Annotated in this window: 19 protein-coding genes; 12 read left to right on the plus strand and 7 right to left on the minus strand. The window is 48.4% G+C overall.

The window, feature by feature from the left end:
* Positions 1-430: 430 nt before the first annotated feature.
* Positions 431-994, plus strand: a complete 564-nt coding sequence (locus E5331_RS13610; protein ID WP_275441220.1) for a YdeI/OmpD-associated family protein — start codon at positions 431-433, stop codon at positions 992-994.
* A gap of 416 nt (positions 995-1,410) precedes the next feature.
* Here the strand turns inward: E5331_RS13610 and E5331_RS13615 are convergent, their stop codons facing one another.
* From E5331_RS13615 to E5331_RS13630, 4 genes are all read right to left on the minus strand, one after another.
* Positions 1,411-1,857, minus strand: coding sequence for a DUF3800 domain-containing protein (locus tag E5331_RS13615; protein ID WP_123483283.1), 447 nt, complete (start codon positions 1,855-1,857; stop codon positions 1,411-1,413).
* A 308-nt stretch (positions 1,858-2,165) separates the two neighbouring features.
* On the minus strand, positions 2,166-3,107 hold the full coding sequence (locus E5331_RS13620; RefSeq protein WP_123483284.1) for a hypothetical protein: 942 nt from the start codon (positions 3,105-3,107) through the stop codon (positions 2,166-2,168).
* 517 nt (positions 3,108-3,624) lie between these two features.
* Positions 3,625-3,846, minus strand: a complete 222-nt coding sequence (locus E5331_RS13625; RefSeq protein ID WP_123483286.1) for a DUF2795 domain-containing protein — start codon at positions 3,844-3,846, stop codon at positions 3,625-3,627.
* Positions 3,847-3,950: 104 nt separating this feature from the next.
* A complete protein-coding gene (locus E5331_RS13630; protein WP_123483287.1) occupies positions 3,951-4,508 on the minus strand; it encodes a cob(I)yrinic acid a,c-diamide adenosyltransferase in 558 nt (185 codons plus the stop codon).
* A gap of 248 nt (positions 4,509-4,756) precedes the next feature.
* Here E5331_RS13630 and E5331_RS13635 point away from each other — a divergent pair, with 248 nt between their 5' ends.
* The 11 genes from E5331_RS13635 to E5331_RS13685 all read left to right on the plus strand — a co-directional run bounded on the left by E5331_RS13635 (position 4,757) and on the right by E5331_RS13685 (position 21,949).
* Positions 4,757-6,607, plus strand: coding sequence for a DNA polymerase III subunit gamma/tau (locus tag E5331_RS13635; protein WP_420813814.1), 1,851 nt, complete (start codon positions 4,757-4,759; stop codon positions 6,605-6,607).
* 241 nt (positions 6,608-6,848) lie between these two features.
* Positions 6,849-7,313 carry a ribosome assembly cofactor RimP gene (gene rimP / locus E5331_RS13640; protein WP_123483289.1) on the plus strand — a complete coding sequence of 155 codons (465 nt, stop codon included), beginning with the start codon at positions 6,849-6,851 and terminating at the stop codon, positions 7,311-7,313.
* Between the two features lie 6 nt (positions 7,314-7,319).
* Entirely contained in the window at positions 7,320-8,567 is a 1,248-nt protein-coding gene (gene nusA, locus E5331_RS13645) for a transcription termination factor NusA (protein ID WP_123483290.1), read from the plus strand.
* Positions 8,568-8,629: 62 nt separating this feature from the next.
* Positions 8,630-11,611: a translation initiation factor IF-2 gene (infB, locus tag E5331_RS13650; protein ID WP_123483291.1), complete on the plus strand. Its 2,982-nt coding sequence runs from the start codon at positions 8,630-8,632 to the stop codon at positions 11,609-11,611.
* Positions 11,611-12,078 (plus strand): 2-amino-4-hydroxy-6-hydroxymethyldihydropteridine diphosphokinase, encoded by a 468-nt coding sequence (folK, locus tag E5331_RS13655; protein WP_123483292.1) that lies wholly within the window; start codon positions 11,611-11,613, stop codon positions 12,076-12,078. Before infB ends, folK begins: the two co-directional genes overlap by 1 nt.
* Positions 12,079-12,825 (plus strand): NAD(+) diphosphatase, encoded by a 747-nt coding sequence (gene nudC, locus E5331_RS13660; RefSeq protein WP_123483293.1) that lies wholly within the window; start codon positions 12,079-12,081, stop codon positions 12,823-12,825.
* A 206-nt stretch (positions 12,826-13,031) separates the two neighbouring features.
* A complete protein-coding gene (locus E5331_RS13665) occupies positions 13,032-13,433 on the plus strand; it encodes a VanZ family protein (RefSeq protein WP_123483294.1) in 402 nt (133 codons plus the stop codon).
* A gap of 66 nt (positions 13,434-13,499) precedes the next feature.
* Complete coding sequence (locus E5331_RS13670) at positions 13,500-18,467, plus strand: translocation/assembly module TamB domain-containing protein (RefSeq protein ID WP_136013263.1); 4,968 nt, start codon at positions 13,500-13,502, stop codon at positions 18,465-18,467.
* A gap of 7 nt (positions 18,468-18,474) precedes the next feature.
* Positions 18,475-20,778 carry a translocation and assembly module lipoprotein TamL gene (tamL, locus tag E5331_RS13675; RefSeq protein WP_275441221.1) on the plus strand — a complete coding sequence of 768 codons (2,304 nt, stop codon included), beginning with the start codon at positions 18,475-18,477 and terminating at the stop codon, positions 20,776-20,778.
* 2 nt (positions 20,779-20,780) lie between these two features.
* A complete protein-coding gene (locus E5331_RS13680; RefSeq protein ID WP_123483296.1) occupies positions 20,781-21,110 on the plus strand; it encodes a hypothetical protein in 330 nt (109 codons plus the stop codon).
* Complete coding sequence (locus tag E5331_RS13685) at positions 21,107-21,949, plus strand: glycosyltransferase (protein ID WP_123483297.1); 843 nt, start codon at positions 21,107-21,109, stop codon at positions 21,947-21,949. The genes E5331_RS13680 and E5331_RS13685 overlap by 4 nt, the downstream gene beginning before the upstream one ends.
* A gap of 53 nt (positions 21,950-22,002) precedes the next feature.
* Here the strand turns inward: E5331_RS13685 and E5331_RS13690 are convergent, their stop codons facing one another.
* From E5331_RS13690 to E5331_RS13700, 3 genes are read right to left on the minus strand one after another with little or no spacing between them, the layout of a single operon-like run.
* On the minus strand, positions 22,003-25,065 hold the full coding sequence (locus tag E5331_RS13690) for a type III restriction-modification system endonuclease (protein ID WP_136013264.1): 3,063 nt from the start codon (positions 25,063-25,065) through the stop codon (positions 22,003-22,005).
* Complete coding sequence (locus E5331_RS13695; RefSeq protein ID WP_123483299.1) at positions 25,049-25,666, minus strand: ATPase; 618 nt, start codon at positions 25,664-25,666, stop codon at positions 25,049-25,051. The genes E5331_RS13690 and E5331_RS13695 overlap by 17 nt, the downstream gene beginning before the upstream one ends.
* Complete coding sequence (locus E5331_RS13700) at positions 25,659-25,868, minus strand: hypothetical protein (protein ID WP_123483300.1); 210 nt, start codon at positions 25,866-25,868, stop codon at positions 25,659-25,661. The genes E5331_RS13695 and E5331_RS13700 overlap by 8 nt, the downstream gene beginning before the upstream one ends.
* Positions 25,869-25,962: the final 94 nt, after the last annotated feature.

The raw sequence follows: 25,962 nt of genomic DNA on the forward strand, positions 1-25,962 counted from the left end.
GCAATTGATATTCCTCTTAGTTGAAGAAATCAATTAGCCTTGAATATCACTTGATTATCTATGTTGAGATAGACACGTATATTTGACGATGAAAGGCGATGGAATACAGCCCTTTCGATTCAGTCTTTTAGACAACCGAGCGGAACTACAAATATACTATCAGGTCTTTGGTATGCGTAATCTATGACCGCAGTAAGAATAAATTACTTTAGAGTTTGACGCATCTGTCGAATTTGTTCTGTATCTTTGCAAAATGAAAACAAATTAACCCGAACATCCTTAAACATCATAGGACGTGACACGTCGCTGAGGTTAGAGAATACTGCATGGAGGAGTCCCATCCCTAAAGAAAATAAAGTGGAACTTGGACTATAAGGATTACCATGTAAATGACCATTATTGGGAGGAAAACGGTATAACGTATATCATTATGAATAACGTTCTCGATATTAAAGACCTTGATGAGTTTCGGAAGTGGTTGGTAGCTAATCACGACACGGAGAAAGAGTGCTGGATTACAGTCAAACGAGGTATGCCTGTTGATGATGGCTCGACATTTTGGTATGTTGATGCTGTTGAGGAGGCGATGTGCTTTGGTTGGATTGATGGCATGACCAAGAAATTCGAAGATGGCATTACCCGTCAGAGGTTTGTGCCCCGTCGCAAAGGTTCTATATGGTCGGAACTGAATAAAGCGAGATGCAGAAGGATGGAACTTCTTGGCAGAATGACGGAGGCTGGTCGCGCTCAATACCCCACCAAAGAGTTTGAGATAATGCCGGAGATATTGGAAGCCTTAAAACAGGAAGATCCCCTTTGGAAAAATTTCAATTCATTCCCGGAATTGTATCGAAGGGTGCGCATTGATACGATTCAGATAAAAAGGAATGATCCGGAGCTTTTCCATAGCCGCCTACAAAAGTTCATTGATGCCACACGTCGTGGTGAAATGTATGGTCAATGGAACGACAACGGCAGGTTGCTTGACATATAACTGCAATATCGTTCTTTATTGCACAATATAGCACCGGCTCTCCACTTGGGAGGGTCGGTGCCGTAGTTGAGAGAGTAGCCCCCTGACTTCGTGTATACCTGACGCTTATATTCTGAACTATCATCAGCGACACATCAGCACTTCACATATTTACACATTCGTTCACCTTTATTTTTTCAACTTTTAGACCCGAAAATTTGTTTATCTCATGGAAAAGTCGTAATTTTGCGACACGATTAGCTCATCAACCACGCAGTTGAAGGAGTTACGGAGGCGGCTGAACAGGTTAGCCTCTTGCTTTTTTTATGGACTCCTGTATCAACGCGATCAGTTCATCCGGAGTATTGATGCCAACACCTTCATTCTTTTTCCATTCCTCATACTCTTTCAGTTTTTTCTTTGATTGATGCCTGTATTCAGAAAGGAAGGCTGTTTCTGACCTTTGTCTCCCCACGGGTGTCCTTAATGTCGAGATAGATATTATAATGGTCTCCGGGCTGCAATAAAGTTTTAATCAGGCTGAAATAGCACTTGTAATAGAAATCATCATGTGTCTGACCAAAATCTGCATGGCGAAGCATACTTTTATCTGGAATGACCATTCCTCGGAAGTGTAGATTCTCATTGGAAAAAAAATATTCCACTACCTTAATATAGAACTCTAATTTCCCTTTGGAAATCTTGTTCCACTTCATTTCGTAACGAGGATTGAGTCCATATTTTACCTTTAGGTTTCGAATATCTCGTGCGATTCTCTTGCGTATAGAATCGATACACCAAATCCCTCCAAGAACCATGGCCTTTTCCCCGTCATGTTCAAGATGGCAACTTTCGTCACAATATATATCGTATAGTTGGTTCATCAAAACTTAATCGTGGGACTCCCTTTCTGTATTGAGGGCTGACCAGAGCCTGTAACGACAGAGTGAGAGTCCGCTTGTTTGTTTAGGGGTTGCGCCCTATATTCTTACCATTAATTATTGGTCATTTTCAGGTAATTATCGTTACTTCCTAATGCAAAGTTACAAAAAAATTGCGGTATAGACAAGCGCTTTTAAGAGCTGTTCCGGGCACGCTACGGAATCCCGCTGAATTGTGCTCCAGCATCTTCTGAATTTCCTTGATGATAGATGATGTCAATACACCTTTATTCTTGACAAGATGGAAACTTCTAAAATTCCACATTAACTTCCCAAATCGTGGATTTTGATAACTCAGAGAGCATTTTTTCAGCCTCTTGGTATTCTCTGGAAAGACCGAGTGTATTCAAGATAGAAAGGCCTTGTTTAACAGTTGTCAAAGAAGATGAACCCTGACTTGAATAACTCCTCATCACAGTCTTAAAAGACACCTGTGATGTCAAGCCATCCAATATGCTTTTAACCTCGTTTTGTAACACCCCATCACTGTTATACCAATATAGAGAGTTCCAATCAATTGGAAGTTTTTTACCAGTAAGCCGTTTGTGTATCTCAAACTGATAATATTTAGAGGCTATTCGGCTTGAACTTTCTAACTCACGTGATGAATGATTTAAGCCAAATATTTTATATGTACCAGACAAATCATTAGAAGAATCAAAATCCCGACTTTCCCTGCTATCCTCACTACCCTGATACGAAATATCAAGTTTAGTCGCTCCCAAACGCTCGAAAACATACTTCATCTCAAGGATTCTGTCATTAATTAAATCCTGAGCAAGGATATCCGCAGAACAATATTTCTTATCATTACGAGGGTCAAGCACATAAAGCTTCCCACTTTCTACACTACCATCGAAAGTGAACGAATCCGGAATGCCTATAATCTTAGGCAAGAATATAATTCCAGATTTTGAAGGACTTACATTTTTTATTTTGGAATAAGGAAGAATCATAATTGCTACTCGTTTATTCGATGGTAATGATTCCAAATCAAAAAGAAAATTTAGCCATCCCATAGCTCCTATTAAAGGATAATTTAGCAATCCTATAATTCCTATTTTTTCTGATTTATCTAGTTTTCTAAATAAATAAAGAGAGGCTATATTACCAATAGCCCCCGGAAGTAACAGAGATGTCTTGATATTTTTTACTCGTTGTTGGAATTTTGTAAGAGGTCTTTGAGATTCCATATAACATGATTAGTGTTAAAGTTTATTATGCAGCAAAGATAGTAAATAAAGATAGTAAATATTGATCACAACTCAAAATCACTATGCTTAAATGTGAATAAAGTGTGAAAAAGATAAAAATGGTTATAATCGTGATTTACTCGGCGAAGTGGCGGTAATGGCAGCGGGCGAGGAAACGGTCTATGTCGGATTGTGTGTGCCGGTATTTGTAGTCGCGGAGGGAGTAGCCGAAAAGGGTTGACTTATTTGTCATGATGATTGTCATGATGATGAAATGTCATGAAGTAATGGGGAGGAAAGGGGAGGAGATATTCATGCGTATAGTCGATATTCACGAAGGTCGGGAAAGGGGTTGTATTTTAGACAAACAAATGGGCATGGCGGATAAAGCGCATGTTGAGAATGAGGTGGTTATGTTTGTGCATTTGTTTGTATATAGACACAAAAAACAATCGGACAAACAAATGGTTCTTTGTTTATCCGATTGAGTGTCTTGGGTTTATGGGATATTTTACAATTAATACTCCTCTTCGTTGAAGAAGAAGTCGTCTTTGGAGGGGTAGTCGGGCCAGATCTCTTCGATGCTTTCGTAGGTCTCGCCTTCGTCTTCCATCTCCTGGAGGTTTTCGATTACTTCGAGTGGTGCGCCGCTGCGCATTGCGTAGTCAATGAGCTCGTCTTTTGTTGCGGGCCAGGGTGCGTCTTCAAGTTTAGACGCGAGTTCTAATGTCCAATACATAGTTTTTCAGTTTTTATTTGTTATTTGTTTCAGTTTATCTGTTTTTTATGTCAGCGCCTTTTATGTCGGTCTTGACCGGATTTATTCGCTTCTTAGGTCAATTGTCATCTGTGCCAGATTATTTCGTCTATACCGGCGATATGGTTGAAATAGCGGGCGAGGATGAATAGATAGTCCGACAGTCGGTTGACGTAGGATATTAGTAGAGGATCCACGTATTCGCGTTCGGCAAGCGTCAGTATCCTTCTCTCGGCACGTCGGCATACGGAGCGGGCGATGTGAGCCTTGGCGGAGAGGGGTGTGCCACCCGGAAGCACGAAAGCATTCACTTTCGGGGTCTCCGAGTCGAGACGGTCTATTTCATGTTCCAGAGCCTTCAGGTCATCATCAGTCAGAACCCACACGGCGTTTTCACCATTCTCATTCACTTCAGACGCCAGATAGCCTCCGAGATTGAAAAGCATGTTCTGGATGCCGAGCAGCGTCTCTTTCTCATGAGGCGGGCAATCCGGATCGGATAATACGGCTCCGAGAAATGATGAGAACTCATCGATGGTGCCGTATGCCTCCAGGCGGGTGTCGTCCTTCCTTATGCGCTTCCCTCCTACGAGAGACGTGGTGCCGAGATCGCCTGTACGGGTATAAAGTTTGCTTTTCTCCATTGTTATGAATTTTACGAGTGATAATGAAGTTTAAACGACTTCTAAGTAATCCTATTATTTTTTTACGATTACCGAAATAAAATTCCTTCAAAGTGGAAATTTCTATTTTTTAACGCAAGCGAAAGAATATTGTTGTGAGAATGTAAGAGATTGTTGAGGTTGTGATGTTAAAAATTGAATATTCAGATTGGAAGGGGTCTGAAAAAGTATTATATTTGCAAGCAAAAACCACAGAAAGCAAGAAAAGCATGTCGGAAGAGAAGCCATATATAGTGTCGGCCCGCAAGTACAGACCAGCTACGTTCAAGACCGTGGTGGGGCAAAGGGCATTGACCTCCACCCTTAAAAATGCGATAGAAAGCCATCGTCTGGCGCAGGCATATCTGTTTTGCGGACCGCGTGGCGTAGGCAAGACTTCGTGCGCCCGTATCTTTGCCAAGACAATCAACTGCCAGAATCTTACGGCTGATGGCGAGGCATGCGGACAGTGTGAGTCATGCCGTGCGATAGAGCAGGGCACGTCGTTCAATCTTGTGGAGTTGGACGCGGCGTCAAACAACTCGGTCGACGATATACGTTCGATTACCGAACAGGTTAATGTCCCGCCTCAGAATGGCAATTACCGCATATTCATAATAGATGAGGTGCACATGCTTTCAAATGCGGCGTTCAATGCTTTCCTGAAGACTCTGGAGGAACCACCGAAGAATGTGGTCTTCATCCTTGCCACCACGGAGAAGCATAAGGTGATACCCACGATATTGAGCCGTTGCCAGATATATGATTTCAAGCGGATCACGGTAGACGACATGATTGACCATCTTGAATATGTGGCAAAGGAGGAGGGTATCACTACTGAGCGCGAGGCGTTGGGCGTGATTGCCTTGAAGGCGGATGGAGCCATGCGCGACGCTTTGTCGATATTCGATCAGGTGGCAGCCTCCTCGATGGGGGATGTGACGTATGAGAAGACCATAGACAATCTCAACGTGCTTGACTATGACTATTATTTCCGTCTTGTGGATGCTTTCAGAGAGGGGGATGTGCCGTCGGCTCTGTTGGTATATAAGCAGATACGCGATAAGGGATTTGATTCACTCTTCCTGGTGAACGGTCTTGCCGCCCATGTGCGCGATCTGCTGGTGGCAGTGGATGAGCGCACTGTGACGTTGCTTGAGACTTCCGAAGGGGTGGCACGCCGATATGCGGAGCAGGCGAAGACTCTTCCTGTGGAATGGTATTATGCAGCGATGAGATTGCTGAGTGAATGTGATCTCAACTATCGCACTGCCACAAGTAAGCGTCTGCTTGTGGAGATTACGCTCATCCGGTTATGTCAGCTGCTCAAACCAGCCTCGCCCCCTTTTGATTCGCTGGATCGCAGAATGCCGCTGGGCGATCCGGTTGCGGAGCGGCGTCCCTCTCCATCTGTGGAGAGTGTGGTATCGCAACAGCCGACGTCACCGCAGCAACCGGTAGTGCAACAGCAGCCTATGCATCAGTCTACATCACCCCAGCAGCCGACCGACTACCAACAGTATATGCCGCCTCAGCAGTCGATATCGCCGCAGCCTGCGCCTGTGCAGCCAATGGCTCCACAACCGTCGGTTCCACAGACGTCGCCCAATCAGGCTCCCGCCGCAGGACGTCCGCGTGTCGCGCCCCGCCCATCCACTCTCCGTCTTAACGCACAGCGGCAGTCATCGTCGCCCCAGGCTTCAGGTCTTGTCCGACGCAATAAGCCTATCAACCATGATGTTTTCATGGAGGCATGGGGGAGTTTTGCGGCATCCAATCCGTCGCTCCATATCCTTGTTAATGCCATGCGCGCTTCTCATCCTGTGCCGGCAGACCAGCATACGTATCGTATTGTCGTGGATCATCCGGCGCAGCAGCAGTCTTTTGAACTTTCAATGGGGCGTCTGCTTGAATATCTGCGTGACAGACTTGAAAATGACTACCTGAGCCTGAAAGTGGAGGTTACTACCGAACCGGTGGGTGCCAAGCAGCTTCCGCCACGCGAATATCTTAAGCAAGTGGTTAGTTCCAATCCGGCGTTGGCAGGTTTTCTTAATGCGATAGAAGGGGAGCTGGTATAGTTAAATTAGTTTAATGTATATTAAAAAATATTAATTTAATATATAAAAGCATTAAAAGATATCCCTTCTAAATAATAATGGGGATTATTTTTACTATCTTTGCAAAAACATTCCGGAGGGGACGTAAGTCTCCTCCTCTTTTTTAACAAAATGTCGGTTGCCAGGCAGCGTCGCATTCCTTGGTTCCATTACCATCATGTATTGATTCTGCATGCAATCCAACCGCCTCAAATAAGAGAAGATGATAGATAAAACCGCACTTGCAGCATTCATAGAGGAGCGACTTGAAGGGAGCGACCTTTTTCTTGTAGATCTGTCGATAAGCGGACAGAACGAAATACGGGTAGAGATAGATTCCGACACGAGCGTTGACATTGACCGTTGTGTGGATCTTACACGCGAGATCGAGTCGGCGTTTGACCGCGACGTGGAGGATTATGAACTGGAAGTCGGATCAAGCGGTTTGACCACACCGTTCAAGGTGCGCCGTCAATACGATAAGAATCTTGGCAACGAAGTGGAGGTGCTGACGAAAGGGGGCAAGAAATATCATGGGATGCTCCGTGAGGTCGGCGATGATGCTTTCACGGTCGTTTGCGAGGAGAAGGTTAAGCCGGAAGGGGCGAAGCGTGCTGTCATTGAGCAGGTGGACCACGTCTTCCGTTATGATGAGGTGAAATATACTAAATACATGCTACAATTCTAAAGTGTTATGGCAAAGAAAGTAGAAACTGTAAATATGGTCGACCGGTTTGCCGAATTCAAGGAGCTGAAGAATATCGACAAGACCACTATGATAAGCGTTCTCGAAGAATCATTCCGCAAGGTGCTTGCTAACATGTTTGATTCTGACGAGAACTTTGACGTGATCATGAACCCGGACAAGGGAGACTGCGAGATATATCAGAATCTTAAGGTCGTGGCTGATGATGACGTCGACAACGAGAACATGGAGATCGGGCTATCAGAGGCGCGTGAGATCGACCCTGAGTGTGAGATCGGCGAGGAGGTGTCAAAGCAGATCTTCTTTGAGAAGTTCGGACGCCGTGCCATCCTCAATCTCCGTCAGACTCTCCAGTCGAAGATTCTTGACCTTCAGAAGGAGGCGATCTCATCCAAGTTCAAGGAGCTTGAGGGTGAGATAATCTCCGGGGAGGTTCACCAGGTGTGGAAACGCGAGGCTCTTCTTGTAGACGAGGACCAGAACGAACTGATCATGCCTAAGGATGAGCAGATACCCAGCGACTCCTTCCATAAGGGCGATGTGGTAAGGGCGATCGTGAAGCGTGTTGACAATCAGAACAACAATCCCAAGATAATCCTGTCGCGCACCGACGACCGTTTCCTCCGCCGTCTGTTTGAACAGGAGGTGCCAGAGATCCACGACGGACTGATCACTATCCGTGCCGTTGCGCGTATCCCCGGCGAGCGTGCTAAGATTGCTGTTGAGAGTTATGACGATCGCATAGATCCCGTAGGTGCATGCGTGGGTATCAAGGGAAGCCGTATCCACGGCATCGTCAGAGAGCTACGCAACGAGAACATCGACGTGATCAACTATACCGCCAATCCCCAGCTCTTCATCCAGCGTGCATTGAGCCCGGCAAGTATCTCATCCATCCGTCTTAACGAGGAGGAGAAGAAGGCTGAGGTCTTCCTGCATCCGGAGGAGGTCTCTCTCGCCATAGGCAAGGGGGGACTCAACATCCGTCTCGCCACAATGCTGACCGGATATACCATCGATGTATACCGCGACATTGAGGAGGGTGAGGAGGACATCTATCTTGATGAGTTCCGCGATGAGATCGACGACTGGGTGATCGAGCAGCTTAAAAACATAGGACTCGGCACAGCGAAGGCGGTGCTTAACGCTACGCCCGAGAAGCTTGAGCAGGCCGATCTTGAAGACGACACTGTGGAGCATGTGCTCAACGTGATCAGATCTGAATTTGAAGACTGATTCGCGACGGTGAGCCATAAATCTTTCCTCATAAATTAAAAGAAACAACCCTTCACCAATATATGCGCATAAAAATCAGTAAAGTAGCAAACGACCTAAATGTCGGAGTCAATACAGTGGTGGAATTTCTGCGACGACATGATGTGGATGTAGAAAACAATCCCAACGCGAGAATAGACGACTCCTCACTTGAGTTGCTGAAGAATGAATTCAACAACGACAAGACATTGAAGAAAGAGGCCGACGGACAGACCGACGGCCGGCGCAAGCCTAAGAAAGATAATCCTGCCACATCAGAGATGTCGGGCGGCACTTCCACCTCGGGTATACCGGGGCTGAAAGTGCTGGGAAAGATCGACCTTGATGCAGGCTCCCGCCGTGGCAACGGACGCCGCGGTGGCGACTCCCGTGGCCGTCATGATTCCGACCGCCAGAGAGGACGTTCAGACGACCGTCAGGACCGATCGCGTTCCGATCGCCAGAGAGATGAACGCAACCGTGGAAGAAATGGCGGCAAAGATGTGAAAAAAGAGGAGATCGCTGCCTCTGCATCCAATCCGGGAGCAGGGCGACAGGCGGCTCCCGCGCCCGTGCGTAATGAGAAAGAGTCAGTACGCACGGAGGCAACCGTAGAAAACAAGACAATACAAGAGAAGACAGAAGTGAAGGCTCCCGTTGTAAAAGAAGAGTCGCAGAAAGATCAGAAAAACACTGTGCAAGAGACTCCAGGAAGCGTATTCCGCCTGAGCACTCCACCGGTTCAGCCGGAACTGAAAGTGTTGGGTAAAATCGATTTATCAAGCTTGAACCAGTCGACACGTCCGAAAAAGCGTGGTAAAGACGACCGACGTCGTGGCGACAAGAACCGTCAGGGGGGTGGTGCATCATCTTCCCAGGGTGCTGACCAGCAGAATGCCGACCGCAAGAAGCGCAAGCGTATAGGGAAGGAGAAGATCGACATCGAGAAGGCTGCTTCCCAGCCCGGATTCGGATCGGAGAACCGCAACAAGAAGAAGGGTGGCGACAAGCAGGGTCAGAACAACCAGCAGGGTCAGCAAGGCGGTGGCGGCGGCGACCGCAAGCGTGGCGACCGCGGACAGAAAGGCGGCAACCGCAGAAATGAGCGTCCGCAGAAGCCGGAGACAAACCAGGAGGATGTGCAGAAGCAGGTGAAGGAAACGCTTGCACGTCTCACCAGCAAGACTCCCAAGAAAGGCTTGAAATGGAGAAAGGAGAAGAAGGAGGCTATCCACAACCGCGAGCTGGAGAATCAGCGTCGTGAGGAGGCGGAGAGCAAGATCATTCAGCTCACCGAGTTCGTGACTGCAAACGACCTTGCCAACCTTATGGAGGTGCCCGTCAACAACGTCATCGCCACGTGTATGAACCTTGGCGTCATGGTGTCGATCAACCAGCGTCTTGACGCCGAGACCATCAACATTGTGGCTGAGGAGTTCGGATTCACCACAGAATATGTGAGTGCCGATGTGACGGAGGCCATCTCTCCTGAAGAGGACAAGGAGGAGGATCTTCAGCCGCGTCCGCCTATCGTGACTGTCATGGGTCACGTCGACCACGGTAAGACCTCGCTGCTCGACTATATCCGTAAGGCAAACGTGATTGCCGGCGAGGCTGGCGGTATCACCCAGCATATCGGTGCCTACAACGTGACGCTTCCCGACGGACGCTGCATCACTTTCCTCGACACCCCAGGTCATGAGGCGTTCACCGCCATGCGTGCGCGTGGTGCGAAAGTGACCGACCTTGCCATCATCATAGTAGCCGCTGACGACGACGTGATGCCACAGACTATAGAGGCAATTAACCATGCGTCGGCTGCCGGCGTTCCGATGGTGTTTGCAATCAATAAGATAGATAAGCCCGCAGCAAATCCCGACAAGATCAAGGAGGAACTTGCCGGAATGAACTACCTCGTGGAGGAATGGGGCGGTAAATACCAGAGCCAGGACATATCCGCAAAGAAGGGTATCGGCGTGGAGGAGCTTATGGAGAAGGTGCTGCTTGAGGCAGAGATGCTTGACCTTAAGGCAAACCCCGACCGTCTTGCTGTCGGCTCGGTAATAGAGTCAAGTCTTGACAAGGGACGTGGCTACGTCGCTACTGTCCTTGTGCAGAATGGTACGCTCCGTGTGGGCGACGTCATACTTGCCGGCACCCACTACGGAAAAATCAAGGCTATGTTCAACGAGCGTAACCAGCGTGTCAAGGAGGCAGGTCCCTCTACTCCGGTGCTTATCCTCGGTATGAACGGTGCGCCTACCGCAGGCGACACATTCAACGTGCTTGAGACGGAGCAGGAGGCACGCGAGATTGCCGGCAAGCGTGAGCAGTTGCAGCGCGAGCTTGGTCTGCGCACCAAGAAGCGTCCCGGTCTTGAGGAGCTTGGTCGCCGCCGTGCGCTCAACGACTTCCACGAGCTCAACCTCGTTGTCAAGGGCGATGTCGACGGTTCTGTAGAGGCTCTTTCCGACTCGCTCATCAAGCTGTCTACTCCCGAGATTCAGGTCAACGTGCTTCATAAGGGTGTGGGCGCCATATCGGAGAGCGATGTGACGCTAGCTGCGGCATCCGACGCCATAATCATCGGCTTCCAGGTGCGTCCTTCCGGAGCAGCACGCAAGGAGGCAGACAAGGAGGGCGTGGAGATACGTCTCTACTCCGTGATCTACAAAGCTATCGAAGAGGTGAAGGATGCAATGGAAGGATTGCTCTCACCGGAGATCAAGGAGGAGATCACCGGCACGGCAGAGGTGCTTCAGACCTACCATATTTCCAAGGTCGGTACGATTGCCGGTGCGATTGTGCGCGATGGCAAGATCAAGCGCACGAGCAAGGTGCGTGTCATTCGCGACGGCATCGTGATCTATACCGGCGAGCTTGGATCTCTCAAGCGATTTAAGGATGACGTCAAGGATGTCGTGTCGGGCTACGACTGCGGTCTGTCAGTGCAGGGCTACAACGATATCCGTGAGGGCGATCTTATAGAGGCGTATGAGGAGGTGGAAGTGAAGAAATCTCTCTGATGGCGTTAGTATCGGTAAACATCGGAAGCAATCTTGGCGACCGAAGACTCAATATTAGCCGGGCAGTGCGTGCGATAAGCATGGAGTTCGGTGATTTCGAGATAAGTCATGTAGTGGAATCAGCCCCTTGGGGGTTTGATTCCACTCATTCTTTTCTGAATGTCGGACTTACGTTTGAGACGGACTTGAATCCTGAAGAGACGTTGCGCAGGCTTCAGAACATAGAGAAGGGTATAAGCGGAAAGAGCCATCGCACGGCTTCCGGAGGGTATACCGACCGAGAGATAGATATCGACGTGATAACGTTTGACAGTGAGGTGATTGACTTGCCTCATCTTCAGGTACCCCATCCCCGTATGCCGCAGCGGAGTTTCGTGCTTCAGCCATTGGCTGAACTGATGCCCTGGTGGCGTCATCCACTGACAGGACTGACGCCGTTTGAAATGCTTGAAAATCTGGATAAATAAATGGAGAAATACATATTGACGTCGCGCGGCGAACTGTTGTTGTCGGAGTGTGACGGATGTTTCCGCCTGCCGGTAGCCGGAGAGGTGGTGCTTTCGGAGTGTTGTGAGACGTATCGTTTCGGAGAATACGTAGCTGCATCGCTTGCTTCGGTTGGCAACGCAGACGAACGTATGGTGAGACGTGGATTGCGTGAATCCTGGGGCAGCATGTCGGAAGAGGAATTTCGTGCCGCCGCAAAGGGGATGGAACTGGTTAATTGGAATGAGGCGGAGAGGCATTGTTCTGCCGATGGCGAGCCTCTTGAGCGATGCTCGGAGATAAGCAAGCGTTGTCCGAAATGCGGGAAAGAGTATTTCCCCAGACTAAACCCTGCCATAGTAGTGCTTGTGAAGAGGGGGGATGATGCGTTGCTGGTGCATGCACGTAGTCTTAGCCGTCCCGTCATGGCATTGGTGGCAGGCTTCGTGGAGACAGGCGAGAGTCTTGAGGAGTGTGTGGCAAGGGAGGTCATGGAGGAGACTTCGCTTGAGATAGGGAATATACGCTACTATGGCAGCCAGGCTTGGCCATATCCATATCAGCTGATGATCGGCTTCACCGCGGAATATAAGTCGGGCGAATTTAGTTTTGCCGATGGAGAACTTACAGAGGGTGGATTTTTCTCCCGTGAGAATCCCCCGTCGATACCCACTATGCCTTCGTTGTCGCGCAAGATAATAGATGCGTGGCTTAATGGTGAGATATGAGTGTCGGGCGAGGAGCCGACCGATGAAATATGGTGATGAAGCTGATGTGGTGCCTGTGGGGAGAGTGCGGGCAAATATATAGTGGAAATAGGAGGGAATGTTAAAACTTTTATACAGATGTTAATGTTAATAGGAGTGAGAGTAGGGACGCATGTTGCCGTATTGAAGTTGCGGAATTAAGCCGCCTCAATAAAAATTGAAAAGAAATGGACAGAATAAGAGAAATATTTTCAAGATTGCCTTATTGGCTCTTTTCGATAATCACGACATTGCTCATTCTTTGGCTCACACTGATGCCCGATCCATTGGGGGATGACGCCCCGACCTTGTTTCCGGGTGCCGACAAGGTGGTGCATGCCATAATGTTCGGATTCCTTTCCGTGATGCTGCTGCTGGATTATCAGAGGAAGCATGGCTGGAGAGAGACAGGATCAGGGGTAATGCTTATCGCAGCCTTCATTTCATCCGCATTAGGGATACTGATAGAATTTATTCAGCGATGGATGGCAATGGGCAGAGGGTTTGATCCCGGAGATATGGTGGCAGACGTAGCCGGTGTAGTGATATGCGTCTTTCTTTGGAGCCGTCTTCAGCGGCATTGGTTGTAGATTTCTACATTCCGCGATACTAAATTCCACAATTCGATATTCCACAATTCCACAAAAGATAGCACTATGTCAGAAACTAACAAAGATATAGATCTTGAGCAGGGAAACGCCCCCACTCCAGACCATGAGGATGGCAAGAAACCGCGCCGTCATCTCATCCGCAACAAATGGCTTCGGATTACGCTGAAGACTTTGATGTGGTTGCTGTTGGTATTGATTGCATTGCCCATATTACTGTATGTGCCGCCTGTGCAGACGTTTGTCAAGAACATGGCGTGTGATATTGTTCAGAAGTCTACGGGCATGAAGATAGGCATTGACAGATTCCGGCTTAGATGGCCTGTCGATGTCGCATTGTCGGGTGTGACAGTGGTTGAGGCTGGTGGTGATACTATGGTCTACGCTAAAGAGGTGATTGCCGACGTTAAATTGCGCCCGCTGTTCAGCCTTGACGTGGATATCAACCGCCTGCGACTCATCGACGGCTATTACCGCATGGTGTCGCCCGATTCCTCGATGGTGCTTAAAGTGAAGGCGGGCTTGCTTGAGGTTGACGATAAGAGTTCTGCAAATATGGCATCCGGTTCGATACTTCTCAACAAGGGAGTGTTGAAGGATGGCAATCTCTCGCTGTATATGGATGTGTGGAAACAGAAGCCCACCCCTACCGACACCGCCGCCGTACCGTTCCTTATAAAGGCAAATGAGTTACGGCTTGACAATTTCCGTTTTGATATGTCGATGTTGCCTACGATTGATACGCTCTCGCTGAAGGCGGGTTCACTCATGCTGAGGAATGGAGTGGTGGATCTCGGCAATAATAAGGTGTCCGCTTCATATTTAGGGGCAGCCGATGGCGACGTGACCTACTATACGCCCACTCCGGAATATCTGGCATCCCATCCCGCCCCCGTCGCCGATACAGTGCAGGCAACCCCGTCGCAACCTATGATAATACGTGGCGACACTGTGGAACTTAACCGTTTTGCTGCCATTTATGCCGTGAAGGATGCAACGCCCATGCCCGGTTTTGACCCCTCATATATTGAGGTGAAGGATGTGGATATCGCTCTCTCCGGATTTTATAATGCAGCGTCCACCGTGGAGCTCCCTATAGTCAGAATCGCTGCGAAGGAGCGTAGCGGACTGCAGATTACGGAAGGTAGTGGCGTGGTATCGGTGGATTCCGCCGGACTTGCCTTGAAGGATCTTCAGGTAAAGACTCTCTATTCCTCATTGTCTGCCACTGCCGGCATCCCATTTGCATTGATGGAGATGAAGCCGGAGGCTCCTCTTGACGTGAAAGCGTCGGGAAGTCTCGGTATGCCCGACATTGAGGCATTCATGCCGACGCTGAATACTTATATTGGGAAGATACCGTCGCGCACACCACTTAACTTTGATCTTGGCGCAAAAGGAACGTTGGCAGACGTGGATATCCCCGGTTTGACCATCACCATGCCCGGCGTGTTGTCGCTTAATGCTTCCGGCCATGCGCAGAACGCACTTGACTATAAGCGGCTGAAGGCGCGCCTTAAGTATGAGGGTAACGTGGTGAATCCAGGCATCGTGGAGGGTATGCTTGGAAAACTCCCGATGAGAATACCAGTGCTGAAACTGAAGGGTGACGCCACTGCCGACAACCAGAACTATGGCGTCAATTTCAGCCTTATGACTTCTGCCGGAGATCTTGCCGCACAAGGGAAAGTGGGCATGACGTCGGAGAGATATGACGCCGACCTTAAGGTGAGAGAGGTCAATGTGGCTTACTTCATGCCGGAACTCGGTATAGGGAAGGTGACAGGAAGCATGACTGCGAGTGGGGCAGGTTTCAATCCTACGTTGGATAATGCAGTGACCGATGTGAAGCTCGATATAAACTCACTGGTATATCAGAAAAAGATTCTGAAGGATATAACTGCCGATGTCACGTTGAGCGACGGTAATTACGACCTTGTGGCGACTTCGGATAATTCCGGGATGAGATTCCGTGTGGAGGGTGCCGGCACGCTGGCTCCCGATCTATACACCTTTGACATAACAGGGAACCTTAGGGAGATAGATCTACATGAGCTTGGGATCAGTCCGGAAGTTAATAATGGAAAGATGGACATTACGCTGCGGGGAAGTGCAAGTCCGGAAAAATGGCTATATAATGCCGACATACGCCTTGACAAGGTGGAATGGACATCGGGCAATCAATATTTTTCTGTGCCGGGTGCGCTCACCGCGTCATTCAAGTCTACTGTCGATAGGGTCAATGCCCGCATGGATGCCAGCATGACCAGCGTGGAATTTGCCGGCGACACCGGTTTGCAGCCACTTGTCGAGAGTTTCTCACTGGTGGCGGATTCCGTGATGCATCAGGTGAAGGAACGTAATCTTGACGTGGCAGGCATACAGCGGACGCTGCCGTCGTTCCGGTTTGACGTCAATGCGTCCGGTAAAGGGCTTGTCGGTCAGTATCTCCATACTATGGGCATGAGTATTGACACTGTATATGCCCATTTGTCGAATGATTCGCTGATCAGCGGTCATGTCGGGTTGCTGGAGGCATCCAACGGCACCATGAGGGCTGACACGCTTTCTCTCAATCTACGTCAGCGCGGTAAGTTGCTTGACTACTACATGCACATGGGCAACAGAAGCAATAACTCGCTTGCGGAATTTGCTGACGTCAATCTTAATGGTTATTTCGGTTCAAACCGTGTGCTTCTATCAATGACGCAATTCAACCAGAAGGGGGAGATTGGCTACCGTCTCGGTATGACAGGTGCGGTCACGGATTCTGTGGTGTCTGTCCATTTCACGCCACTGAAGGCTACGATAGCCTATATGCCGTGGAAATTCAATGACGACAACCATATAGATTATAATCTCCTCACTAAACGTGTGGATGCAAATCTCATGGCGAACAGTAAGGAGAGCAGCATACTTATGCAGACCCAGGAGGGTAAGAACGGTAATGATGAACTGCATCTTGTGCTTGACAATATCAAGATACAGGATTTCCTACAGTTATCGGTGTTCGCCCCCCCTGTTACAGCATCTGTTGATGCTGATCTTAATGTCGGATACGTCAATGATTGGTTGTATGGTGGAGGTAGCCTTTCCGTGACAGATTTCACGTACGACAAATTGCGTGTGGGAGATTTTGACCTTGGTCTGAGGGCTGGACGCAACAACGATGGTTCTACCGGCGCGTTGCTGAACCTAAAGATAGATAAGCAGGATGCAATGGTGGCAAAGATGATGCTGCGCCCCGATTCAGTGGGTAACCTGGAACCTAAGAAATTGGGGTTGGAACTCACGCGCTTCCCCTTGTCAGTGGCAAATCCGTTCCTTGGCAATGATGTGGCGAGACTGTCGGGTTATCTTAATGGAGAATTTGATATGTCGGGCACGTTCACGTCTCCCGTCTTCAATGGAAATCTGGCGTGTGATTCAGTGAGTGTCTTTGTGCCTATGATCGGTTCTGCCTTGAAATTCGGACAGGACTCAATCAACGTCGCTGACAATATACTTAGTATGAATGGATTCAATATATGGGGAGCCAACAACAATCCTCTTGTGCTGAATGGTGAGGTTGATGCGCGGAATTTCTCATCCATATTGTTTAACCTCACAATGAATGCAAGCAATTTCCAGCTTATCGGCAACACCAAGAAGGCGAAAAGCGACATATATGGCAAATTGTTTATGGATCTTAACGGTTCAGCCTCCGGTGCGCTTGACCATCTCAACCTGACTGCGGATGTGAATGTGCTTTCTGCCACTGACGTGACATATGCAGTGTCACCCACAACGGCGCAGCTTACGCAGCAGGATGCCTCCGATGTAGTGAAGTTTGTCAACTTCAACGATACGACGAAAGTGGTTGTCGTCGACAGCGTGGCTCCGGCTATGGCTATGAGAATAGTGGCGGGTCTTACGATACAGCCCGGAGTGCAGGTGACGGTTGACATACCGGGCACTGCCACTACCGGCAACGGTAAAGTGGAAGTATCTCCATCGGGCACTCTTAATTACTTCCAGAACTATATGGGTGATATGCGTCTTAACGGACAGCTGACGGTAGGCAACGGCTACGTCAGATATAGTGTGCCGATGGTGGGTGAGAAGAAGTTTGTGTTCAATCCCAATAGCAACGTGCATTGGAATGGAGATATTATGAATCCTACACTCAATATATCCGCTACCGATGATGTAAAGGCAAATCTTCTCCAGAACGGCAATTCTCGTATTGTCAACTTCCTGGTGAAACTTGCCGTATCCAATACGCTCTCTTCTCCGAAGGTGGAGTTTGACCTGTCAACGGAAGACGACATGACCGTGCAGAACGAACTGTTGTCGATGAGTGCTGACCAGAGGAGCATGGCGGCGATCAACCTCTTGCTTACCGGACAGTATAGCGGTCAGGGTGTCAGGACAGCAAGCAACGACCTTCTCCAGGGGCAGCTCTATGGTCTGCTCACATCGCAGCTCAACAGTTGGCTGGCAAATAATGTGAAGGGCGTAGACCTCAGTTTCGGCGTCGATCAGTATAACAAGACGGTCAACGGAGAGACCGGAAGCACGATGAGCTATAGCTACAGCATGTCGAAGTCATTGTTCGACAACCGCTTCAAGATCTCAGTCGGTGGCAACTACACCACTGATGCCTCTGCCGATGAGAACTTCTCGGAGAATCTGATAAGCGACATATCGTTTGAATACATGCTGAAGCAGACGAGCAACGTCACCATGTATATGCGTCTGTTCCGCCACACGGGCTACGAAAGTATCCTTGAGGGTGAGATTACGGAGACTGGTGTCGGTTTCGTGATGAAACGCCGTCTTGCAAATCTCCGCAATCTGTTCAGGCTTAGCACGTGGATACCGGAAAAGAAATCCGATCTTATTGCGCGTCCGATGTTCCCGGCATTGCCAAAAGATTCGGTGCCTAAGGACAGCACTGAAGTTGTGCCTCCCGGCGAGAGTGCGGTTATAAAAGAGGATAGTATAAAACCCGATTCCATCACCAATAAAGAATGACAGGATTATGATGACCAGAAATATAAGGATATATATGCCGTTGATTGCATTGGCAGTCATGGCTTTGGCGGCGGTGTCTTGTTCCACCACCCGTCGTCTGGGTGCCGGAGAGACACGCTACACCGGTGTCGGGAAATTTAATGTGGAGACACCCGGAGATGAGAAGGCTCCTATTGCGCTTGTCGACGGGCTGAAAGAGGCTGCCAACTGTGACGCCAATGACTACGTGGTGGCTCCCTTCATAAAGATTCCTCTCGGTCTTTGGGTCTACAACAACTGGAACGACAGTGCCGGCGGACTCAAAGGATGGCTGTATAATAAACTTGTGAAGGCTCCTGTGCTGATAAGTGAGGTGAGGCCTGAGATGCGTGTCAAGCTGATGGAGCAGATTCTGGATAATAATGGATATTTCGGCTCTACCGCCACTTACGACATACGCTACAGCAAGACCAATCATAAGAAAGCCGGTGTGGACTATGAGATCCGCCTTACCAATCCGTATCGCATAGATTCCATCATTTATCTTGACAAGCCGGAACCGATGGCGCGCTTTGTTGATTCCGTGGCGAAGAAAAGTCCGTATCTGCAGAAAGGTGAGGTGTTTTGTGTGGATTCCCTTGCCTCCGAACGTATCCGTATCGTCAATGCAATGCGCAACAGGGGATATTATTATTTCCGTCCGGAATATATTGAGTTCCTGGCAGATTCATTGATCACCCCCGGCAATGTGGCGATCAAACTGACAATCGCCGCCAACACTCCCAAGATGGCACGCCAGCAATATCGCACAGGCAATATCTACACCACTATCCTGCGTGACAGCCAGAGCGATCCCGGCACGCCGGATACAATCCCTACTAAGCGAGGCGACGTCATAGTAATGCGTCCTGCCCGGTTGAGGAAGAATCTCATACCCTCATGCGTGACATTCCGCGAGGGGAAGATATTTTCTGTGCGTGATATGAATCGCACGCAGACGCGTCTTTCCCGTCTCGGTATATTCGGCAACATACAGATACAGCCGGTGCCTGTGGACACCACTTCCGGAAACGCCACCCTTGATGTCTACACCACCTGCCAGTTTGATCAGCCGATTGAGGCTTCGATAGAGGTGAACGCCACTTCGAAATCCAACAGTTATCTTGGTCCGGGTCTTATCCTCGGTCTGTCGCATAACAATCTCTTCGGCGGTGGCGAGAGACTTGGGTTGCAGCTTACTGCCGCCTATGAATGGCAGACGGGACGCAACCGTGGAAGCGTGTTCAACAGTTACGAATTCGGACTGAATGCGAGTCTTGCTTTCCCGCGTATGTTGGCTCCAAGTTTTATAAAGCGTACCAACAGGGAACTTAACTGGACCACAATCAATCTCGGCGCAAGCATATTGAACCGTCCGCACTTCTTCAAGCTGGCGGAGTTCAATACCGGCATCACATACGAATGGAAAGCATCACGTAATTCCGTCAATCAGTTCACTCCATTCAAGCTCTCCTACAATAAGCTGATCTCCACCACCCATGAGTTTGACTCGATCATGTCGCAGAATCCTGCCGTGGCACTCAGTTTCCAGAATCAGTTTATCCCGCAGATGTCATACACCTATACTCTCGACAAGTTTTTTGAACGCGAGCGTATCAATGGCATCAATTTCTCCGTTACAGTGACAGAGGCGGGCAATATCTTCAATGGTATATGGAGTGCGTGTGGCGTGAAAGGTGAGAAGAAGCTGTTCGGCACCCCCTTCTCACAGTTTGTGAAGGGACAGGCGCAACTTGTCTACAGCCGCCGGTTGATTAAGGCGACAGACCATTGGCTTGTGTCGAGAGTGCTTATCGGAGCCGCCCACGCCTACGGAAATTCGCGTGAGGTGCCATATTCAGAGCAGTTCTATATCGGGGGTGCCAACTCCATACGAGCATTCACGGTAAGGTCAATAGGTCCCGGTTCGTATCGGGCACCGGAATCTGTCAAGGATGGATATTTTGACCAGACCGGTACGTTTAAACTGGAATTGAATACGGAATACCGTTTCCCGATAGTGAGTGTGCTTCATGGGGCAGTATTTCTTGATGCCGGCAATATATGGCTTCTTAAGAATGACCCGATGCGTCCCGGAGGTCAGTTGCAAGGGGCTACTTTCCTGAAGGATATCGCTCTGGGCACAGGTGTGGGACTTCGTGTAGATATCGGCATGATGGTGATACGTGGTGATCTCGGTTATGGTCTTCACGCACCATATAAGCCTGGATATTTCAACATACCGTTTAAGGATGCCTTCGCCTTCCATCTTGCAATAGGCTATCCATTCTGATTATGAAAAAGAATCCACTGACATCATCCGAGAGACGCGGCGTAATTGTAGTCGCGGCTCTCGCTTTGTTTATTACCGGCATCGGACTTATATTCCGGCAGTGCGACAGCAAGGATGACGACATCTCTCCGGCTGATATTGAGATATTGGTTGACGGTGATTCCCTGAATAATGCGGCAAAGGAATCTGCGGAGGTGAACGGGAAACGTGCCCGACGGAAGCGGAGGAACAGGTCTGATTCTGTCTCCGGGAAGAGGGAACGTGTTGTTACTGCTCCCCGTAGGCGTAATTTCCTTGATGAACGGTTATTTGATGATATAGGGAGAAGATGAGGAAGAGTATAGACATAGCTATAGCCACGTTCGGCATCCGCATAGAGTGGGTGGAGAGGATGCTGCTTCCACCCATTGAGGGGGTACGATATGTTATTTCTTGGCAACGTCACGAAGGTATGCCGTTGCCGGAGGGATTGGAGTGTAGGGGAGATGTAGAGGTGTGGCGGCTTGATGAGGAGGGAGTGTCGCGTAACCGCAACAATGCCTTGTCGCATTGCCGCAGTGGGCTGGTGGTCGTGGCGGATGATGATCTTGTGTTCCGTAAGGAGGATCTGGAAGGGGTAGCGGATGCCTTTGCGGATCAGCCGTCGATTGACGTCGCGCTCTTCCGGGCGGATATGCCCGGAGGGAAGCGGTATCCATCCTCCAATTGCCGTCTTGGATTGCCATTCCCGAAAGGGTATTGGGTCTCCTGTGTGGAGATAGTTTTCCGCAGGGATAGGATAGGCGATTTGCAGTTCCATCCCGGTTTCGGACCCGGTGCAGACGTGCTGGGATTTGGAAGGATGATGCTTGGATGTGGGGAGGACGAGATGTTTGTGGTATCGGCTATAAGGAGGGGTTACGACTGCCGGTATATCGACAGGCGTCTATGCGCCCATCCGCAGCCCTCCACAGGGGGACGGGCTACGGCTCCGATACTGCGAGGACAAGGCGCAGTGATGTCAATGATATATTCCCCGGTGAGTCTGTTGCTGCGCATCCCGTTGAAAGCATGGCGTGCAAGCCGCAACGGCACCATAAATTTGCCCACAGCGCTACGCGCCCTCATCGAGGGTGTAAGAGCAAAAAGAAAGCTCCTTGCCTATCCCTCCCGCTACCACTGGAAGCTATAAGACCCCCTCTCAAAAATGGAATCTTATCGCTTTTTATGAATGGAGTCTAAATTTTATTTCGCAGAAGTCATAGCATCGATAAGGTCTTGGTAACAAGTTACTTTATGATACTTGACATTGTCCGTAGAGATTTCTTCGAAAAGTTGGGCGCAACAGTCGATCTTGGCATTTTCTATTGCGTTGAGCTGCATGGATTGTAATGAGCCTTTGGTCTCTGCAATGAAGAAAATATGTTTGACGTCCCCTTTTTGCATGGCAATTGCCCAGTCGGGAGCGTAGTTCCCTACGGGGGTGGGAATACTGAATGTCCGGGGCAGTTTGGCATACACCGCGACTTCATTCGCTTCATCCAGATCGTGTGCAAAGTCGCGCTCACCCTTACTGTCGGAAACAACATAATCGGTTATATGCTTTGAAGACTGAACAGCCTTGTCAAAGTCAGCACGGCTTGCCGCAGTGAAGATATCGGAATTATATTTCCCTTCTGTGAGATGATAGTGGATATGGTCAACGATCATCGTGGCTTTCTGCTCACGAATTATCTCCACTACCTTACGGATAAACTCTTCGGGATTATTGCGGAACAAAGCGAGTTTTGCAGGACTAAGCCCCTGAAGGATTTTTGCGGCAGTTCGTCGGGTGATATTGGCCCCTTTTGCCACCTGACCGATAAGGTCATATTTTACTGATGATGTGCTCACATCAGTCAACTCATTTGACGTTGACTTGGTATCTCCAAACTGCGTTACATCCTCAACATCCTGCTGACCCTCAATCTTGATATAGAGTAACGTGCGTACTTTCAATTCATCGGTATTGAGATGCAATATGGCATTGTCAATCAACTCCACAGAGTCATAACTTACTGTATATACATACCGGTGGTTGATGGCTTTCCACAAAGCCTGAAATTCCGGTTTGGCAAAGTTGGCATTGAGTTTTGGTTCGGGCAACTTTGTCTTACCTCCATTTTCAGTCATATCTTCAAGCAGTGAGGGGTCGAAGATGGAGTTGATAAGGCGGGTCACACCCTCTGCTATTGGAGCGAGTTTTTCTCCGTATGGAGCAACCGATCCATCGGCAACGTCCTCATGATATTTCGGGGTGATATCCCCGGTGTCATCCACATAGTCATTATCTTCAAGATAAATCATTATGCGGGCTGCCTCAGAGTCTGTGATGACATGTGGCAGACCATCAACTTTGATTGTCTTACCCTCAAAGTAGTTTGTGGAGGCTTTGGATGCACGTTCTCTCAATGCTTCTCGTGTTTCACGTTGTAGGTCTTTTGTGAAGTTGGCGTAGCTTTCATTAGCTATTACGGTAAGCACATTGATATTATGCACTTCATCGCCAAGCAGTTCTTTATCCTGACGAATGCCATTCTTGTCGACACATATACGCAATCCGCGGCCAACCTCCTGACGTTTTGCAGTTGTGGAATTGCTGTGGCGAAGTGTGCAAATTTGGAACACGTTGGGATTGTCCCAACCCTCGCGCAGTGCCGAATGAGAGAAGATAAAACGTGTAGGTTCGTCAAAACTGAGCAGACGCTCTTTGTCACGAAGGATAAGGTCGTAGTCCGACGCTTCCTCGCTTATGTCAGAACCGCGCTTTGTCTTGGTGTCTATCATCTTCCCCTTCTTGTCAATTGAGAAGTAGCCGCGATGAGTCTGATATGGCGCGAATCGACGCAGATACTTGTTATACTCCTCATCGAAGATGTGGAACTCGTCATTTACAAGGCGTGCATATTCCTCTTCAAATATCTGTTGGAAAATACCTTTGACCGGATTACCAACGCTATCGTAAGAGCGGTATTTCACCACTTCATCAATGAAGAAAAGCGACAGGCACTTGATGCCTTTTTTGAATAACAGGCGTTCTTTCTCAAAATGAGCCTTGATAGTCTCCCGGATTTGAACACGCTGCATGTGCAGCTCGTTTGTATCACCAACGACATCCCCCCTGCGGAGTGTGACTCCATTAGTGAATGTTACATAGCCGACAGGTTGCGTATTGGAGCCTGGGAATATCTCAGCGATAGTATAATCTTTATATTGGAGCAGTTCATTGGACTCAATAAACAGTGAATCACCAACCCCAAAGGTTTTGAAATGTCGGCGTGGTTCACCGGCGACATTCTTCACCTCAATGGATATTCTTGCCATTGGAGGCTTGCTTGGCGACAATATAATATTGTCAAGATACATATAGCCATTGGTGCCACGAAGGTTTTTCAGTTCGAAACCGATAACCTTGATGCGCTTCACAAGACGCTCACGGTAGGCATCGAGTGCGTCAAGGGCGTAGACGGTATCGTGTTTAGTTTTGTGCGTGGCTGAGTAGTTAAGCACAAAAAGCGGATTGAATTTTTTGAGAGCGGTTTGCGTGGCTGCACCCTCCATTTTCTGTGGCTCGTCCATAATGATAACCGGACGGTTGGCAGCAATCACGTCAATAGGTCGACGCGATGCAAACTCGTCGCGCTTGGAATATATTATGCGGCTCTCTTTGCTCCTGCCACCCTCTTTCATAGAGGTAGCGAATGCCTGAGTGTTTATAATCATTACATTGAGTCCGGCATCCTGTGAAAATTGGTCAAGCTGGTTGAGGTTTGACGAGTTATAGACAAACCAACGAGCTTTCTTACCATACTGCTCCATAAAGTGTTCTTCGAGCATACGGAAAGATTTTGCCACGCCCTCGCGGATGGCGATACTTGGCACAACGATGATGAACTTCGACCAGCCATATAGCTTGTTAAGCTCGAACATCGTTTTGATGTAGACGTATGTTTTGCCGGTACCGGTTTCCATTTCCACATCGAGATTGACTGCACCGAGACCTTCAATATTGCTTAATGATTTGGAGAGTTGTACTCCGGCAGCCGTCTGTACAGAATGGAGATTTTCAAGCAACTGTTTTGACGTAAGCTCTACGTCGGCATTACGGTAGCCGTCATCGTCACCATCGAAGTGGATTACTCCTTTAATTCGTTTACCGAGGTCGCGGCGATACTTGGAGGCATCCCTGTTGGGTTGTCCGGTGAAAATGTCGGTGGTGTTCTTCACCGCCTCTGTTTGATATGACTGTATCTTAAATTTGAATTTCATTGTTAGGTAAAATGTTTTTTGCCCATTCCGGCAGTTTATCTACATACATTTTACCCAAAACACCATTCGACAATCGGAAAAGAGGCTTTGCCTCCTCTCCATCTATTGAGTTATCGTAGACATAAAGCCTGTCTACTACGTTTGCGATTAATTCGCAGTTAAGAATTGATTTGTAATACCTTGAGATAATTTTTGCAATCGGAACATCATGTCCGCCCTCCATTACTCGTTTAGTGATTCGTGATGCGTTGATGGAGGGATGTTTGGTTGCAATAAAGAACAATCTTATAAAAAATCCGGCTTCTTTCGCCCTTAAAATAAAATCAATTTTATCTTGAGCGGAAAAAACGGATTCAAACACAAAACTGGACTTTTCTTTGAGATTTTTCTCCCTCAATTCTGAGCAATATTTGGCGGCGTTAAGTACAGCTTCCTTGGAGTTCCAGTCGCCAAAAACATCTTTTGCCACCTGATCAGGATTGATATAGATTGTTCCTTCAGCCCATTCATGGTGCAGGAATTTTTGCGTAACAGTGGTTTTGCCGGATCCGTTAGGTCCGGCAATAACTATAAGCTCCGGTTTGTGATTAGGTTTAACCATTGATTGCGGATTTAATTTGATTGCTCCACTTGGCGCGTAATTCTTTTCTCATCAAATCTATTTTCATAGAAATTTGTGCTTCAGCTGCCTGATGCCGGGCGATAGCTGTTTCAGCCGCCTCTTTCATGATTTGGCTAAGTCGTTCGTCACCGGGTTCAAGACCTGACACAAAACGATAAGAATTGAGTTCCTGTTCCGACATGTTATTTTTAATTACATATTAATCTACAAATATATAACAAAAATTCTTATAATAATGATGTTTTGGATAAAATTTTTTAATTGATAACCAAAGG

Source organism: Lepagella muris, assembly GCF_004793975.1.
GTDB classification, from domain to species: Bacteria; Bacteroidota; Bacteroidia; order Bacteroidales; family Muribaculaceae; genus Lepagella; species Lepagella muris.